This window comes from Psychroserpens sp. SPM9 (genome assembly GCF_025153525.1).
Lineage (GTDB): Bacteria > Bacteroidota > Bacteroidia > Flavobacteriales > Flavobacteriaceae > Psychroserpens.
Genome location: NZ_JANZNR010000001.1, coordinates 687,738 through 704,616, shown reverse-complemented (window position 1 = coordinate 704,616; position 16,879 = coordinate 687,738). Strand labels below are relative to the sequence as shown.

Here is a 16,879-nt window from a genome sequence, read left to right as displayed (position 1 = left end):
CTTTAAAAAAAAGAGGCTTTAATTTAAAATTAAAACCCCTTTTAGACACGTTTGTTGTCTTACTATTTATTTTCTTTTTATGGCTTTCTTTGTGATAATTTGACCATTAGATAGTGTAATTCTAGCAATATAAGCAGCTTGGCTTAAGCGTGATAAGTTATACACTTCCACACTGCTGTTTCCTTGCAATTGGTAAATGGTGCGTCCTACAACATCAATGATTTCCACACGTTTAATCACTAAGTTTTGACCGACTGAAATTTCAACATCTCCATCACCTAATTCCACGATAGATACATCGTTAGGAGAGACTTCGTTTTCGGTTACTGAAAGCGATTCTTGACGGAATACGATTTCGAAACGTTCGGTAAAATCACCGGTTTCTGAAGTAAAGGTATAGTCACTATCAGAAAGCACATGAATAGTATTTAGTAATTTATCTTTTAAATAAATGGTATTATTTGATAAGAATTCACCTTCTAAGTCTGCAATAGATAGTTTGTAAATGGTCGCTTGAGTAATATTGGTTTTAAAACCAACAGGAATAACTTCATCAAGAGTTAGACTACTTGGCGCTTTTCCTTGAATAGCATATCTCGTATCTACATTGTCTATAAAGGTATATATTACTGAAGCTAATCCGCTAGAAAGATTTCTAGGCGCATCATAACTCCAGCTGTCTTCTCCGTTAGTTGCGCCATCTACATAAGCTACTAATATTTGATTAAAGACCCCATTATCTGAAGTAAGATTCACCCACAATCTATTGGTGTCATAAGCGATAGCATTGTCTTCAGGATCACTAAATCTAAAAAACTGATCGTTACTAGTATTGTCTGCGCGACGCATTTCATTGGTAAATCTTAAGTTTCCGCCAGTATTGATAGCACTTACAAAGAAACCTTGACCAGACGGAATAAAATTGTTAGGAGTCACCATGTTTGCACCTGCAGTATTACCACTACCAACTGTAATAATAGCATAATCTGCTTGGTTGAAATTTAAAGGTTCATTACCTGGATTGGTATCTAAAGGTGGTAATGATTGCGCCCATAAATAAGCAGCACCATCAATAATTGTACTGTTTTCAGTATATAAATCTACAAAGTCAATAGCAGAGGCATAAGGGTTACCAATAAAGTTCCAATCGTTATCTCCTGCGAAGCCATTTCTAATGACCGATTTAAATAAATCACCTGTAAAAAATTCGCCTTCAAAAGTGGCTTGATCTGTTCCAGGATATAAGCCCATTGGCGATGATGTCGCGGCATAACCTCTTCCCATTTCCATAGTATCACCTGAAGCGTTTTGCCAATCATAAGGTGGCGCATCATCAATATCATCTGGAACACCATTGGTGGTTCCATCGGTATGCTCATCCCAATAGTTGGAAGTGTCAAAATAGAATCGTCTTGTTGCTGGCGTAAAAGGCGTTGCAGCATTTAAATCCTGATTTAAAACCGGAGAACTCCAGTAGGTATACTCGTACCAATCATTTAAAATTTCAGTTTGTTTAATAACACTAGCGGTTCCATTATTGGTAAATGTACCTGCAGTTCCGGTACCAGCAAGACCAAGTCCGTCTTGTACAAAAGCACCATGAGTTTGTACTGTTAGTGTTCCATTATTTATAACGTTATTTACCACTCTTACATAGTGTGAATTGGTCACGTTTAATGTACGGCCAACACCAGAATTAATAACCAGCTGGCAAGCATCAATATCTCCATTGGCAGTCGTGTCATAGGTGTCATCAATAATAACGATTTCTGATATTGTTGGAGGATTTACGTTCGTAGCCGAATTACTCCAGTTCCATTGACCACTTGACCAGGTTACTACTACAGATTTTAATTGCGCAGCGTCTGAAGCATTATCACAAGTGCCATCTTCGGTCACTAAACAATAAAACTGATACCCTGTATAGCTAAAATAGTTTCCTGAGAGCGTCAGCTGATTACTGGTTTCTCCCGATACGGTTGCTAAGGGTAAATTTCCACTTGTAACGGTAGTCCAGCCTGTGCTAACACCATCATTAAAATACCATTGGTAAGTTAAGGTGCCGGCATTTCCTGGAGTTGCCGTTGTTGTAAACACAGCATCGCCACAACCAGAGACATCATTAGGATGTGTATCAACAGTTAAAAAGTTAGCCACAGTACCTGTAAAAGCAAACGTGCCTAAATTAGATTCGTTTTCGGTAGAAAGGTGTGACCAATCAGCTGGGTCATCTGGGTTATTTGGCCCCATTGTATTAACATCACGTCTGGCAACATAACCTTTGTCACCTTCGGCATCTGTATTAGGTTCCACATAAATATCGATAACGGTACTGCCATTACGTAAATGAAAAATATCAGCGCCATTAATACCTGCACTACCACCAGATGCTGTAAATTGAAAATCAGGTGAAGCGGTGTCTGTATCGGTACTTATTTTTCCATATAAAACCTGTCCCGAAGTAATTGAAATACTAGGGAAAAGGTAGTCTGTGTAAGTATCACTAGCTAGACGCGTCGCATTACCATAACGTCTAATATAATAGGTGCTTAAGTCTATCGTTGCACCTGTACCATTAAACACTTCTATATAGCCTAAACTTCCCGATTCGGCATCATAGATTTCGGTCATGATGAGGTCATCTAAACCATTACAAGGTCCAGATGTACTAATAATTGTAAAATCGGCAGTATCAACAGGACAGCCACTTTCTTCAACAGTAATGGCACCTGTTGTCGCACCATCAGGAACTTCAACAACAATTTCGGTATTGGTTTGCGAGACTATAGTCGCTAAGTCAAGACCAAAATAAACAACAGCAGTGCTTAAGTTGGTTCCTGTTATGGTTACTTCGGTTCCAGCAGGTCCCGAAGTTGGTGTAAAGTTGGTCACGGTTTGTGTTGGTGTACATGGCGCACAATAATCACCGGTTAAGATGATATCATCTACAAAATAAAACTCGCCACCATCTAATCCAGCAGTTCTTAGCCTTACGCTAATTTGAGATTCACTATCAGGAATTGAGGCTACCCAAGGGTTTGAAGCCACTGTTGTAGGGTCTGAAGCACTGGTATCACCAATATCGAGTGGTGAATTACTAAAACCATCTACTAACATGATAGAGCCTGTGCCTGTCCATGTCGTACCACCATCGTAAGAAATATCTAAAAATAAATCTTCATTAGAATCAGGGCCATTAGCTGCAAAAGCAACATATAATTTTACGTTGGTATACGCAGAAATATCAAAATCAGAGGTTGTGATATTTGTAGAATTACTTAAACGATACGAAGCAGTACCGTTAAATTTATTAGCTGTAGAATTGACGGTGCCGCCACCTGTATAAGTCCAGTCATCACCAGTTTCAAAAGCTAAAGTGCGAATGGTGCCTCCTGTACTTTCATTATCTGTAACCGTTAATACAGTTGCGTCGAGGCTTCCTGCTGTAGCAGCATCTCCACCAGTAACATTTGTAAGTTCAAATGCATAGTTTTTACTGTCACCACAACTCGTGTTATCTGTGATTGGAATAGTTACACATTGCTGTGCCGAACTACCCGCAGTAAACTCAAGCGTTGTTAAGGTATAGGTCACATGCGGTACGTTTGTTGAGGTTAAATCAACATCCACAAAGGTACTCACACTGGCACTTGGTGCCGAAATATCAACACATAAGTCAATGCTTCCACCATTTTCGTTAACGGTATAGGTTGCCGATGAAAAATCTACAGTTGTATTTGGTGGTGCTGGTGCAGTTACGCAAATACCAAAATCACCAGAATCATTACCGCCATACTCCCAAACTCTTATATATACTGTAGTTCCTGGTGTAAAGTCATTACGAGATATATAAGGCATATTACCATTAGTACTATCATCATCATCACATTCTATTAGAGCTAAACTACCACAAGCACCAGAGTAAACGGCCATTCCTCCATCGGTAAAGTCAATATTATTGGTGTCTATGGTTAGTTCTCCAGATGCAGGAACTAGTACCGAAAACCATACATCACCACCATTATAACTAGCACACCCAGGTGCTGTTTCACTACTGCTATCTGTAGCATTAAAATTGGTATACGTTGAATAACTACAGGTGAGTGTAGGTGTTAAACTAATAGCACCAGAACAATCGTCATTAGCAGGTGGAGGTGGTGTTACTTCACCACTCACATTTATGGTAGGTGTTGTTCCTATTCCTGGAGTTGCATTAGATATTGAAATTGTGCTACTATAGGTGTTTACGGCTAATCCAGCAACCAAACGTGTATAAATAGTAGTAATGCCATTTAAAGTACCTGCGGGAACATTTACTGAGTTTGCATAACCACTTCCAGGTGAAAGCGAAACTTCAAAATCGGTTGAATTAGATGTTACAGTTGTTCCAGCGACTAATAAGGTGCCTTCAATATCAAAACTTTGTGATGCTGAAGGACCATTGCCAAAGGCATAATCTAAACCTGTAATGGTTGTAGGGTTTGCTGTTATTGAAGGTCCGGAAGGTGGAATTGCTGTTAATATCAAGTTCCTCATTCTTATACCTCTCCCTGATGTCCCGTCAGCAGAAAACCTGAGAACAGTATTATTCGATACAGTAGCAATATTAACGGTCCTAGTTATATAAGTAGTTGTTGTAATCGGAGTTGAGTAGGATTGAGTAAAGTTTGTCCCTCCATCTGTAGACACTTCAACTAATAAAGCTCTATGGGTACCACTGCCAAAAGATCTCATATCTACTTCAAAAGTTGCATTTGCATATGCACTTAAATCATAAGCAGCTGTTTCTAAAAAATCTCCTGGATTACCTGGCTGCACCATGTAATACGTAGATTTGTCAATTGGTTCATTCGTTATGTTGTTTGTCTCTGACCAATCAGCAGGAAGTGTCCCACCTCCATTTACGTTAAAGATTTCTGTTTGCCCATAACTAGACACGACAAAACATAGCATTGCTAAGAAGACTAGAGAGTAATTCTTTTTCATAGGGATAATTAAAATTTATGCTTGCCGCAAAGCAAACGTGCTAATATACAAAATTACTCTTTTGTTAAAGGTTGAAAGCCACAGTTTTATTAACAAATTGTTATATTTTTGCACAATGTATCCGTCAAAAACATATACTGTCGATGAAGCGCAAAAGCGTTTAGAGCATTATTGTGCTTATCAAGAGCGATGTCATCAAGATGTGACTCAAAAATTATATGATATGCGCATGATTCCTGAGGCAAGAGATCAAATTATTGTGCATTTATTAGCACATAATTTCTTAAATGAAGAACGCTTTTCCAAAGCATTTGTGCGTGGTAAATTCCGAATAAAAAAATGGGGAAAACAGCGTTTAAAACTCGAATTAAAGCGTAAAGAGATTAATAATACACTTATTACTATAGCACTTAAAGAACTGAATGACCAAGAGTATTTGGAAACATTTCATGCCTTAGCTGAAAAAAAATTAGCATCGATAAGAGAGACAAATGTTCAGAAGCAACGAAAAAAGCTAGCCGATTATTTGTTGTATCGCGGTTGGGAATCTCATTTGGTATATGATAAAATACGCGAGTTGATTCCATAAAAAAAAGCATCTCCAATGATGAAATGCTTTTTTTAAAATTTATGTTTTTGCTATTATAAATTGAAGGTTGCTCCAATATTTACCGCAAACTGATTGTGGATATAATAGCCTATATCTGATTTGTCATTGCTGTATTTTGCTAATGGGAATGTAGTTTCAGTAAATATCCCAAAGCCATCACTAAAAAAATAACGCGCACCAAGATGACCTCCAAAATTTTTCAAACTCAAGCTTAAACCTGGATATAAATCGAAGTTATCATCAATATTTAAGACAGTTCCTAAATTGGCATTAAATCGTGCTTTTAAATCAAAACGATCTCCAAAATCGGCATCTAATCTGTCGTCAATTCCTAACGCATAAGCCGAAGATATACCCACAGAAATATTGTCGCCTAATCCATAATCAAAACTTACATTGATTCCTGTTGCTTCATCTTGAATATTCGCACCAACTTGAAATTTTTGATCTCCTTTACCTTCAAACGCTTGAGCATTTACAAAGGATACAGAGATTAAAGCGAAAATTAAAAGGATGTTTTTCATAATTGTTTGTCTTTAAAAAATTTGAGAACGCAAATATATTATAAGTTTTTAATTCTGAGGTGTTTTTGCTAAAAACTCTTATGTGTTCTGCTTATGGCTTGTTCGTTTTTCCAATCGATCCATTTTTGTCCTTTAACACGACGCATTAAATTATCAAAATGACGCATTATTAATACGTTGTATATGGCTTTTCCTAAATTTTTAGGATTTCGTGCAATAGCTCTTAAACTCATAGAAAAACCTGGAGTAAGGTATTTCATATAATGCCAGTAACCTTCGGGCATATAAAGCACTTCACCGTGATTTAATTCACATTGCCATCCCTTTGCCTGTTGTAAAGCGGGCCATTTATTGAAGTCGGGATTTGAGAAATCGATATCTTCTCGTGTGATTAAGGAATGCGGAATTTTATACAAATAGTCATTTTGCTTCTGGTCGAATAAGATGCACAGTTTTTTGCCCTGAAAATGAAAATGGAAAATATTGGCCAGATCGATATCATAATGCATAAACGTATGCGAATCTTGACCTCCAAAAAAGAGCATCGGAAGGCTTTTCATAAGTTTTAAGCCAAAATCGGGATAGGTAAAATCCTTTTGTAATTGCGGAATTTCCTTTAAGATATTCCATAAAAAAATACGATACTTGGTCGGCTCACTTTTTAGTAAATCGACATAGTCACTCATTTTCATTTTAGAATGTGGCTCATTAAATCCGTCTTCATAATCGACAGGTCTGTCATCATAAAGTGGGACGACCACATCACCAGCAATGGCTTTGATATAATCCAGATTCCATTTGGTATAGGCAGGCCAATCCTCAATAAAGCGCTCAATAACCACAGGTTTTTGCGGTTTAAAGTAGTGTGTTATAAAATCCTCTTTTGTGATTGTCTTCACCCGAGGAATATCTTGAAGATTAAGTGTAGGCATTAAAAAAAATTAGTGTTCAAAGTTAAGAAAACGTTACCAAACAGAATTAATTGTTTGTTAAAATATCGAATAGAACACCTTAAAAGAACCTTACTTTAATGCTTTGGCTTGTTGTTTGGCAACTTCATTGCGCTCAATGGTATGTTCTGGGCGCGACCATTTTGGTTTTTCTCCTAAAGCCTGGTATTGCGAATCTTGAGCTTCTACCGTTTGCGGTTGCATTTTTTTAATGAAAGGTTTTTGCGGATTTAAACCTAGCAGTTTAAACATTTCCATATCGGCATCAACATCAGGATTAGGAGTCGTTAATAACTTATCACCAGCAAAAATTGAATTAGCACCAGCAAAGAAACACATGGCTTGACCTTCGCGTGTCATTTCGGTACGACCAGCACTTAAGCGTACTTGGGTTTCTGGCATGACAATTCTTGTCGTTGCGACCATTCTAATCATTTCCCAGATAGAAACCGGTTGTTGATCTTCAAGAGGCGTCCCTTCAACAGCTACTAAGGCATTGATTGGTACCGATTCGGGTTGCGGATTTAAAGTCGATAAAGCGACCAGCATTCCTGCCCGATCTTCGATGTTTTCACCCATTCCAATAATACCACCCGAACACACAGTTACATTGGTTTTTCTAACATTATCAATAGTTTCTAAACGGTCTTCATAACCACGCGTAGAAATCACTTCTTTATAATATTCTTCGGAAGAATCTAAGTTGTGGTTGTAAGCGTATAAGCCTGCTTCGGCTAAACGTTGCGCCTGATTTTCGGTAATCATTCCAAGTGTGCAGCACACTTCCATATCGAGTTTATTGATGGTTCTTACCATTTCTAAAACCTGATCAAATTCTTCACCATCCTTTACATTTCGCCAGGCGGCTCCCATACAAACACGAGAACTTCCTGAAGATTTTGCACGTAAGGCTTGCGCTTTTACCTGCTGAACAGACATAAGGTCGTTGCCTTCAATATTGGTATGGTATCGTGCCGCTTGTGGGCAATAGCCACAATCTTCAGGACAGCCACCCGTTTTAATAGAAAGCAATGTGGAGACTTGAACAGTATTAGGATCGTGATGCTCGCGATGAATGGTTGCCGCATCATATAATAGCTCCATTAAAGGCTTATTATAAATCTCTAAAATGTCTTCTTTCGTCCAATTATGTCTAGTTATACTCATATTGTTTCGTCTTTATAGCGTTCAAAAATACCTATTTTATACCCATAAATTTATCAAAAAGCGCATAAAATTTTTCAGGTTCTTCAAGGTATGGATTATGAGCACTTTGCTCAAACATTTCAAATTGCGCTTGCGGCATAAAGGTTTTATATTGAACGGCGAATTCTGGTGTTGAGACGCCATCGTAACGGCCTGCAACGATTAAAGTCTTGGCTTTAACATCTTTTAAATGCTGTCTGTAATCTTGATTAATCATACTTCCCGACACATCAAAATCACCGTCTGGACCAATAATTGTCGTGTATACATCACCAGCCCAACTTCGGTGTTTGGTTTTAGGCGCTTTAGACTTTAGTTTGGTATTGTGATAGTAAATATATTTGGTCGGAAAATTACCATACACGGTTTTTAAAGGTTCCTGGCTCGATACATAACCTAATGATCGTAAGGAGTCGACTACTTTCCATTTTTCTGGAAAATGAGTTTTGGCATAATGGTTATAGCTATCGCAATTGGCTTGCCACATAGCACCCGAATGAAAGCCATTAATCAATATCATATTTTTGACATTATTTTTGTACTTGATGGCATAAGCTTGTGCAGGCACTGTTCCGTAGGAATGACCAACCAGTGATATTTTATCAAATTTTAAAAGCTTCCGAAGTTTTTCAATCATTTCGACATCATTTTCTACGCTGTATTCTGAAACATCTTTGGCATTATCACTTTTACCACGACCTAACCAGTCAAAGAACACAACAGTATGCGTTTTGTAATACTGACCAAAAGCGCCTTGCATATAATCATGTGAATTTCCAGGACCTCCAGGCAGAAAGAAAATGGGATCACCTTCCCCTAAAACTTCGACGTTGATTTTATAGCCATCGATGGTATAAAACTTGGATTCAAACTTATCAAATATGTTTGGATCGGTTTGCGCAAAGGCCATGGTTTGAAATACAACGAAAGCGAGGCAGATTTTAATAAACGATGTCATAATTGGATGTTTCTTGTAAATATAATTATAAACCAATGAACAAAAAAAATCCGCTTAGTAGCGGACTTTTTTAAGAATTAACTTTCTTTGTTATCTGGTTGCTTCGGAAGTGCTTTTGGGTCTTCCGTTTTTGTTTTGTCTTTCCCTTTTAAGTATTCCGGTAAATCCATACCAGCCATATTAAACATCTCTTGAAGCGGAGGTACAGATTTGTACATTCCAGATAGGAAATTAGCGGTAGACGATTTTCCATCTTCACCATTGCCACCATTTTCCCAAACGGTCACTTTATCAATTTTGATATTTTTAATAGCATCGGCCTGAGTTTTTACTAATTCTGGTAATTTATCAGCAATTAATAATAACACCGCATCACGACTACTATTTCCGGCTGCTTTAACGATTTCTTGCAAACCAGCCGCTTGTTTGGTTAAGACTTCAAACTGACCCTGTGCTTCGGCTTGCGCTTTAAATAAGATAGCATCTGCTTCACCTTTTGCTTTACGACGAATCATTTCTGCTTCGGCTTCGGCATCAATTTCAACTTTGCGTTTATCAATTTCAGCAGGAACGATAACATCGGCCATTTGAGATGAGCGTTCGCGTTCTGCTCTGGCTATTTCGGCATCTTTTTCAGCAGCATAAGATTCTTCTAAGGCTTTTGCACTTTGTACTTTTTCGGCAGCGATAGCGACACGTTCTGCTTCGGCTTCACGTTGACGACGTAAGGAATCAGAATTGGCAACGGCTATTTTTGCAGTGTTTTCCCCTTCAACAGCCTGAGCATTTGCAGCAGCAACTTGTGTACGTTCATCTTGAACAGCGTTAGCTTCACCAATAGATCCATCTCTGGTTTTTTCGGCAACCGATTTACGAGCCGCGTTAATGGCGTGCGCTGCAGCTTCTTTACCTAAGGCTTCAATATAACCCGATTCATCAACAATATCGGTGATGTTTACGTTGATTAATTTGAGTCCGACCTTCTTCAATTCAGATTCTACCGATTGCGAAATATTGGTTAAAAACTTATCTCGGTCGCTATTAATTTCTTCAATATCCATAGAAGCAACAACGAGACGTAATTGTCCGAAAATAATTTCTTTCGCCAGTTCCTGTACATCTTGTTGTGCAAGTCCTAATAAACGTTCGGCAGCATTTTGCATCACACCAGGTTCGGTAGAAACACCAATGGTAAATCGCGACGGAACATTAACACGAATGTTTTGTTTTGATAAGGCATTAACAAGATTAACTTCTATTGAAATAGGCGTTAAATCTAAAAATTCGTAGTCTTGAATTACTGGAAAAATAAAGGCAGCACCACCATGAATACATTTAGCAGATTGACCTCCACCAACTTTTCCGTAGACCACTAAAATACGGTCTGAAGGACAGCGTTTATACCGTTTAATAAGAATAATTAGAAAGACAAATACAATGAGTATCGCAATAACGATAACTATTGGAAAGCCTAAATCAAAGTCTTGTTGTGTCAGAAGGAATTTCATAGGTTTTTGTTTTAATTGGTTCTATAGGTTTTTTGGTTTGTTCTACGATTAATATGCCATTGCTGGTCACATCTACCACTTGAATAATGGTTCCCGATTTGAGTTCGGTTAACGAATCGGAAAGGGCTTCAAGTTCTCTTAAAGTGCCTTGAACACGAACACTTACTTTGCCCATTTTTGAACGATTTGCGCCAACAGTGAGGTAGACTTCGCCAATCGCATCGACAGCATTTTTATAATCTAGAGTTCCGCTATCGGCTAATTTTTGCATCGAAAAAAACATGGCAGCCATTATGGCCATCATTAGGAGTCCGCAAGCAGCAGCAATAACAACGCTAAGCGGTTTCGATAATCCGGCATTAAGACAAGCAATGCCTGTCCACCCGAAAATAGTAAAGAAGCCTACAAGGTTTTTAAAGGTAATAAACTGAAAGCCTATACCGGTGTCGGCATCAATATCGGCATCTACGTCACCAATTTCGCTGCCACCATCAATTCCTGCGAAAGTTGTAATGATTACAAAGACGAAAAGCAGTGAGCCTATCAGCGCAATAATCCAAAAGAATTGAGAGAATCCATCTAAAGCAGAAAACCATTCCATAATCGGTTTGTATTAAAAATTAATATTGAAATATAAGACCTTTAAAAGAGTCTTACAATTTTATTTTGAAAGCAAAATAGACACCGCATTTCCACCAAATCCGACAGCATTTACAAGGATTGTTTTTATGCGCTTAGGTGTATCGACTTTTAGGTAAGGTACCGAAATGAATGCTTGATGTTGTAACATCATAATCGCCATTTCAATATTTAAAAGTCCGGAAGCACCAAGACTGTGACCTATCTTCCACTTATTAGTAGTTAATGAAGGAATTTTGTTACAAAAAATAGTTTGAATTGCATTAATTTCGGCTTGATCGCCTTTTACAGTTCCTGGTGTATGCGTGACGATAACATCGACAAGGTCTGGGTTTAAATGACCTAAAGCCATTGCCATAGAGCGTTGAAAACAAATGGCATTCGTAGACAAAGATGCATTGTGCTCTAAAATTTCGGTAGCATAACCAATCCCTATAACTTTAGCTAAAGCATTTGATGTTTCGCCAGATTCAAGACAAGCCATTGCAGCACCTTCACCCAAAATCATGGTATTTTCGGTTTTGTTGAGGTTTAAAGCCTGGTTTGGGTACTGAAAAGTTTCACTTTGCTCTGAATGAGAACTTGTTTTAGCGTATATTTTTAGCGCTTGCATTTGCGCAATCGTAAAAGGCGTTAAAGGCGCTTCACTTCCGCCAACTAAAAATTTATCACACATTCCCGAGTTGATCCAGGCAATTCCGTTGAGCATGGCGTGAAGTGCTGTTGAGCAGGTAATAGAATGCGAAATTTCGGGACCTTGTGTTTGTAAATCGTGCGCCACCCAAGAGGAAATATTACCAAGCGTTGTGGTTGGTGAAGTTAGTGTTTCGGCTTTGTGATTTTGAAGAAATGTTTTGTGATAATTTTCAAACAAGGCTGTTGCACCACGAGATGAACCAATGTTAATTCCGAAGTTGTCTGTAGCCATCCAATTGGCATTTTTTATGGCCTGCCTTGCTGTGTGTATGGCATATAATACCGAATTGTCTAAGGCCTGATATTTAGGATTGGATTGTTTTAAAAGCACAATCGCTGATTTTGATTCTGAATTAAGCTGGGCTACAAGTGCCTTATCTTTTTTAGAAAAAAAGGCCTGTTTATTCGTGTAGTTTTTCCATACCTCTTTGGCTGATAGTCCTAAAGGTGAAATGGAAGCGATAGATGTTATTGAAATAGGTTGTTTCACGGTGTTGGTCCTGCTGAACTGAGTTCAGCATCTCATAACATTTTGATTTGAATCTAATAATGTCATCTAAATAGATGATGGTTTAGCAAAAGTACTACTTATGCGTTAAGGATAGAAGCGGCATCCTTTTTAATTTTTGAATTAAAAAGATATAGCGGATAGCCTGACCCTTGTGGTAACGCCCTACATATTATCTAAAGCCTCTATAATTACTTGATACACCTTTTGAAGTTGTTCTTTAGTAATGACGTAGGGCGCCAAAATGTAGATGGTATTGCCTAGAGGTCTCAAACAGACACCTTGACTCATAAAATAGTTAAAGAGCTTGTCGCGCAAATTGCCATAACGCTCCATTTTGAGATTTAAATCTAAGGCGAAAATAATTCCGGTTTGACGAATCGAAGCTACTTTGGGATGGGCTTTAATTTGCTTACCAAATTCCTGATGCGAATGTATAATACGTTTGATATTGTTTTGAATCTCATTAGATGTTAGTAATTCTATACCTGCTAAAGCAGCAGTACAAGCTAAGGGATTTGCAGAGTAGGTATGCCCATGAAACAAGCCTTTGTGCATATCGTCACTATAAAAGGCGTCATAAATATCCTGGGAACAACTTGTAATTGCCATGGGAACTAAGCCAGCCGTTAGAGCTTTGCTTAAACAGATGATATCGGGTTTTTGTTCGAGATGATCTGAGGCGAAATGCCTGCCTGTTTTTCCGAAACCAGTCATAACCTCGTCGGCAACAGTTATGATGTTATTGGCTTTGCAGAATTTTAAAATGCTATTTAAGCCTTGAGCGTCGTGCATTTTCATAGCAGCAGCACCTTGCACTAAAGGTTCATAAACAAAACCTGCAACCTTATGTTGTGATACGATATCTTGGAGCAGGTTTAAAATGCTATCGTGGTTTTTTCCATTGGGTGTTGGGATGCGTTTAACCTCTAAAAAGAAATCTTCAAACGGACCGTTATAAACCGATAAGCCAGACACACTCATAGCGCCAAAGGTATCGCCGTGGAAGCCATCTTCAAAAGCGAGCAAGGTATTGCGTTTATCAGCCTTATTAAAATGGTATTGCAGTGCCATTTTAATACCAATTTCGACACTTGTTGAACCGTTGTCGCTAAAGAAAATTTTGTTTTGGTTCTTGGGAAGGATTGCCATTAAGGCTTCAGAAAGTTTAATTGCAGGCTCATGTGTAAATCCTGAAAACACGACCTGATCTAAATGCTGCATCTGGTCTGAAACACGTTTGGTAATATAGGGATTACAATGGCCATACATACAAGTATACCAGGAGGCAATTGCATCAATATAGCTGTTGCCATCTTCATCGGTTAACACACAGCCTTTGGCATTTACAATCGCAATGGTATCTGGGTGTGTTTTGTGCTGTGTTAGGGGATGCCACAGGTGTTTTTTATCGCGTTCTCTTAATGTCATATCGCGTGTTTGTAATGCCTTAGTCGTCATGCTGAACTCGTTTCAGCATCTCATTATTTGTGTGACCCTGAAACAAGTTTAGGGTGACGGTTATTTTAAATTTTTTCTGAATTTCTCTGCATATTCCTTGACCACATTCTTATCAAAATAGGGTTCTTCATCGATGCGTCCAATAATGTTTACATTGGTCATGGTTGAGATAATGTCTTCAGTTGTTTTATGTGCGTTTCCACTAAAAATAACAGAGACATTGTAGCCTTTGTCTTTGAGTAAATTAATGGTTAATAAGGAATGATTAATGCTTCCTAAATAATGTCTGGAAACCACAATAACTTTATAATTGGGTTGTATTATGTCGATTATAGTCTGCTTGTGATTGATAGGAACGAGCAAGCCACCAGCGCCTTCAACGACTAAGTGGTTTTTGGTTTGAGGCGCTTTTATTTTTTTTACATCTATGGTGATGCCGTCAATATCGGCTGCAGCATGCGGACTCATAGGCGTGTGTAAAGCATAAGTGTTTTTATGAAATACAGAGGTGGTATTTGAAACGAGTTGTTTTACTTTTTTGGTGTCACAATGTTTCAGGTCTCCAGCCTGAATAGGTTTCCAATAGTCGGCTTTTAAGGCTTCGGTAACTATTGCAGCAGCAACTGTTTTTCCTACATCTGTTCCAATTCCTGTGATAAAATAGGTGTTCATTTTAGTTTAAATTCTTTTCGGCAGTTTTCACATTTGTACTTGTAGCGTGTATAAAACGGAAATATACCCAATAGAAAGCCAATTAAAAACGAAAAAAACGATTTAAAATCGGTTATCGTAGAAAATAATTCTATCTGTTCGCTATTGCAATCTGGGCAATTAACCGGATTCCCATCATCATCTATGGTGTACGCTTTGACTGTACTCAAAATATGTTGTGCTTTCAATGCGTCTTTAGAAAGCACCTGAAGTTTAACACCACCAATTGCATTGCTCACTAAAGGATCGGTGTCTATAGTGAGATGATCTTTTAAAAAGACGTCAATTCCTTCAGATTCTAAACGCCCTTTTATGATTTGGGCTTCAGTAGTGTATTGAAATCTTGCTATGGTAGTAAATGTCGAACTCATACGCGTACAAAAGTAGCTAACAACTCTAAAACTTTCGTTATATCGTCTGGAGAATTATAGCTGTGAACACAAAATCGTAAACGTTCTTTTCCTTTAGGAACAGTAGGAGAGAGAATGGCTTTTACATCAAAGCCTTTGTGTTTTAATGCTTCGGAAATAGTCTTGACTTTGTCATTTCCCGAAATGGTACAACAGTGTATTGCCGAATCACTTGTTATGAATAAGGATTGAAGTTGTAAGCGCTCAATTTCGGAACAAAAAACAGTAATATTTTGCCGAAGCTTACTAACATTCTGCTTCATTTGATTCAGCAGCTCATCATAAGCCACTTTTACAGAGGCTAAGCTATGAGGAGGCAGTGCAGTCGTATAAATAAAGGGTCTCGAAAAATTGATAATATAATCTCTAAGATCGTTATGGCTTAGTAGTGCAGCGCCATGACAACCTAAGGCTTTTCCGAAGGTTATAATTCGTGCAAAAACAGCACTTTCTAGGTTTAATTCTTGAACTTTTCCGCAGCCATGGTCTCCAAAAACACCAATGGCATGAGCTTCGTCAATAATGAGATTGGCCTTGTATTTTTTACAGAGTTGTGCCAGTGTTTTTAAATCTGGAGAATCACCATCCATTGAGAAGACAGACTCTGTCACCACATAAATATTCTGATTTGATGCAGCATTAGGTAGGGCGTGACGAAGCATTAACTGCTCGATGGCTGTTACATCGTTATGTTTAAACTTAAAGGCTTTGGCATTGCTCATGTTTATGCCGTCGCGAATAGAAGCGTGGCAATATTCGTCATATAATACAATGTCATGTCGTTGAGGAACGCATGAGAAAACACCTAAGTTTGCATCGTAACCAGAATTAAAAACCAAAGCAGTTTCAGAATTATGAAAGGCGCTTATTTGTTGTTCTACAATTTGAAATAAGCTGTGGTTTCCAGATAATAATCGTGATCCAGTTGCTCCATTTTGAGCCTTATTACAGTTCTTTAAAATAGCATGTGTTTTATCAAATAGCTCTTTAGATTGCGAAAAACCAAGGTAATCATTTGACGCGAAGTCGGTGAGCGTATTAGGTTGTCCTAATTGTCTGAAAGCGTTTTCCTGCTTTCGTGTATCGAGTTTATGTTGTAGTTTTTTAGGAAGCATCTGCATTCATTTGTCGTTTCCAATCTGCTTTATCAATCCATTTATAATCATTTGGCACTGTAGCATCTAGTAAATCTATGCTTAATTCTTCAGATAAATAGTAGCCAACGGTAAATGCATCTAAATAATTGTCTCTATTGTATAGGTTAAAATGACGATTGTTGTCACACCATAAATTGACTTTAAATTTAGGAGTTCCATTTGAAAGTAACTCAAAGAAAACCGATACATATTCGTAATTTTTAATCGTCACCCATTTCCCAAATTTTAAAGGTCCAATCTCGTATGAAGATTTAAATCTGGTGTTTTTTAAATCGACATAAATTTTTTTCTGTGCGCATAATGAAATGCCTATTGGTGTTAGGTAAAAAAAATAGAATGCTTGAGAAGCTAATTTTTTGATAAGATGATTATCACTATAAAATTGCATTATAAAAATGGCTAGTAGCGCCAAAGATATGGTGAAACATAAAGCGGCGAATACTAGTTTCCAAAGAGATTTTTCGCGCTCTGAGACAATAATGGGTGTATCCATGGTTACAAATATAAATAATGAAATATGGAATATATCACGATTTTAAACTCAATATAATTATC

At 37.9% G+C, this 16,879-nt stretch carries 14 protein-coding genes; 1 reads left to right on the top strand and 13 read right to left on the bottom strand.

What is annotated here, in order from left to right; all coding sequences use genetic code 11:
• Nucleotides 1-66: 66 nt before the first annotated feature.
• Nucleotides 67-4,986 (bottom strand): Calx-beta domain-containing protein, encoded by a 4,920-nt coding sequence (locus tag N4270_RS03055; protein WP_260095326.1) that lies wholly within the window; start codon nt 4,984-4,986, stop codon nt 67-69.
• Nucleotides 4,987-5,101: 115 nt separating this feature from the next.
• Between N4270_RS03055 and N4270_RS03050 the strand changes: the two genes are divergently transcribed.
• Nucleotides 5,102-5,575 carry a regulatory protein RecX gene (locus tag N4270_RS03050; RefSeq protein WP_260095325.1) on the top strand — a complete coding sequence of 158 codons (474 nt, stop codon included), beginning with the start codon at nt 5,102-5,104 and terminating at the stop codon, nt 5,573-5,575.
• 53 nt (nt 5,576-5,628) lie between these two features.
• On the opposite strand, the gene N4270_RS03045 is transcribed toward N4270_RS03050, so the two are convergent.
• From N4270_RS03045 to N4270_RS02990, 12 genes are all read right to left on the bottom strand, one after another.
• Nucleotides 5,629-6,120: a DUF6646 family protein gene (locus tag N4270_RS03045; protein ID WP_260095323.1), complete on the bottom strand. Its 492-nt coding sequence runs from the start codon at nt 6,118-6,120 to the stop codon at nt 5,629-5,631.
• A 68-nt stretch (nt 6,121-6,188) separates the two neighbouring features.
• On the bottom strand, nt 6,189-7,052 hold the full coding sequence (locus tag N4270_RS03040; protein WP_260095322.1) for a cupin-like domain-containing protein: 864 nt from the start codon (nt 7,050-7,052) through the stop codon (nt 6,189-6,191).
• Nucleotides 7,053-7,142: 90 nt separating this feature from the next.
• Complete coding sequence (gene bioB / locus N4270_RS03035; protein ID WP_260095321.1) at nt 7,143-8,237, bottom strand: biotin synthase BioB; 1,095 nt, start codon at nt 8,235-8,237, stop codon at nt 7,143-7,145.
• Nucleotides 8,238-8,268: 31 nt separating this feature from the next.
• A complete protein-coding gene (locus tag N4270_RS03030; protein ID WP_260095320.1) occupies nt 8,269-9,234 on the bottom strand; it encodes an alpha/beta fold hydrolase in 966 nt (321 codons plus the stop codon).
• A gap of 77 nt (nt 9,235-9,311) precedes the next feature.
• Nucleotides 9,312-10,742 (bottom strand): flotillin family protein, encoded by a 1,431-nt coding sequence (locus N4270_RS03025; RefSeq protein ID WP_260095319.1) that lies wholly within the window; start codon nt 10,740-10,742, stop codon nt 9,312-9,314.
• A complete protein-coding gene (locus tag N4270_RS03020) occupies nt 10,711-11,343 on the bottom strand; it encodes a hypothetical protein (RefSeq protein ID WP_279309183.1) in 633 nt (210 codons plus the stop codon). The genes N4270_RS03025 and N4270_RS03020 overlap by 32 nt, the downstream gene beginning before the upstream one ends.
• A gap of 60 nt (nt 11,344-11,403) precedes the next feature.
• Entirely contained in the window at nt 11,404-12,567 is a 1,164-nt protein-coding gene (locus tag N4270_RS03015; protein ID WP_260095318.1) for a beta-ketoacyl synthase N-terminal-like domain-containing protein, read from the bottom strand.
• 183 nt (nt 12,568-12,750) lie between these two features.
• Nucleotides 12,751-14,016: an adenosylmethionine--8-amino-7-oxononanoate transaminase gene (gene bioA, locus N4270_RS03010; protein WP_260095561.1), complete on the bottom strand. Its 1,266-nt coding sequence runs from the start codon at nt 14,014-14,016 to the stop codon at nt 12,751-12,753.
• A 90-nt stretch (nt 14,017-14,106) separates the two neighbouring features.
• Nucleotides 14,107-14,718, bottom strand: coding sequence for a dethiobiotin synthase (gene bioD / locus N4270_RS03005; protein WP_260095317.1), 612 nt, complete (start codon nt 14,716-14,718; stop codon nt 14,107-14,109).
• Nucleotides 14,715-15,128 carry a DUF2007 domain-containing protein gene (locus N4270_RS03000; protein WP_260095316.1) on the bottom strand — a complete coding sequence of 138 codons (414 nt, stop codon included), beginning with the start codon at nt 15,126-15,128 and terminating at the stop codon, nt 14,715-14,717. The genes bioD and N4270_RS03000 overlap by 4 nt, the downstream gene beginning before the upstream one ends.
• On the bottom strand, nt 15,125-16,282 hold the full coding sequence (locus N4270_RS02995; RefSeq protein WP_260095315.1) for an 8-amino-7-oxononanoate synthase: 1,158 nt from the start codon (nt 16,280-16,282) through the stop codon (nt 15,125-15,127). The genes N4270_RS03000 and N4270_RS02995 overlap by 4 nt, the downstream gene beginning before the upstream one ends.
• A complete protein-coding gene (locus N4270_RS02990; protein WP_260095314.1) occupies nt 16,272-16,817 on the bottom strand; it encodes a hypothetical protein in 546 nt (181 codons plus the stop codon). Before N4270_RS02990 ends, N4270_RS02995 begins: the two co-directional genes overlap by 11 nt.
• Between the last annotated feature and the right edge of the window lie 62 nt (nt 16,818-16,879).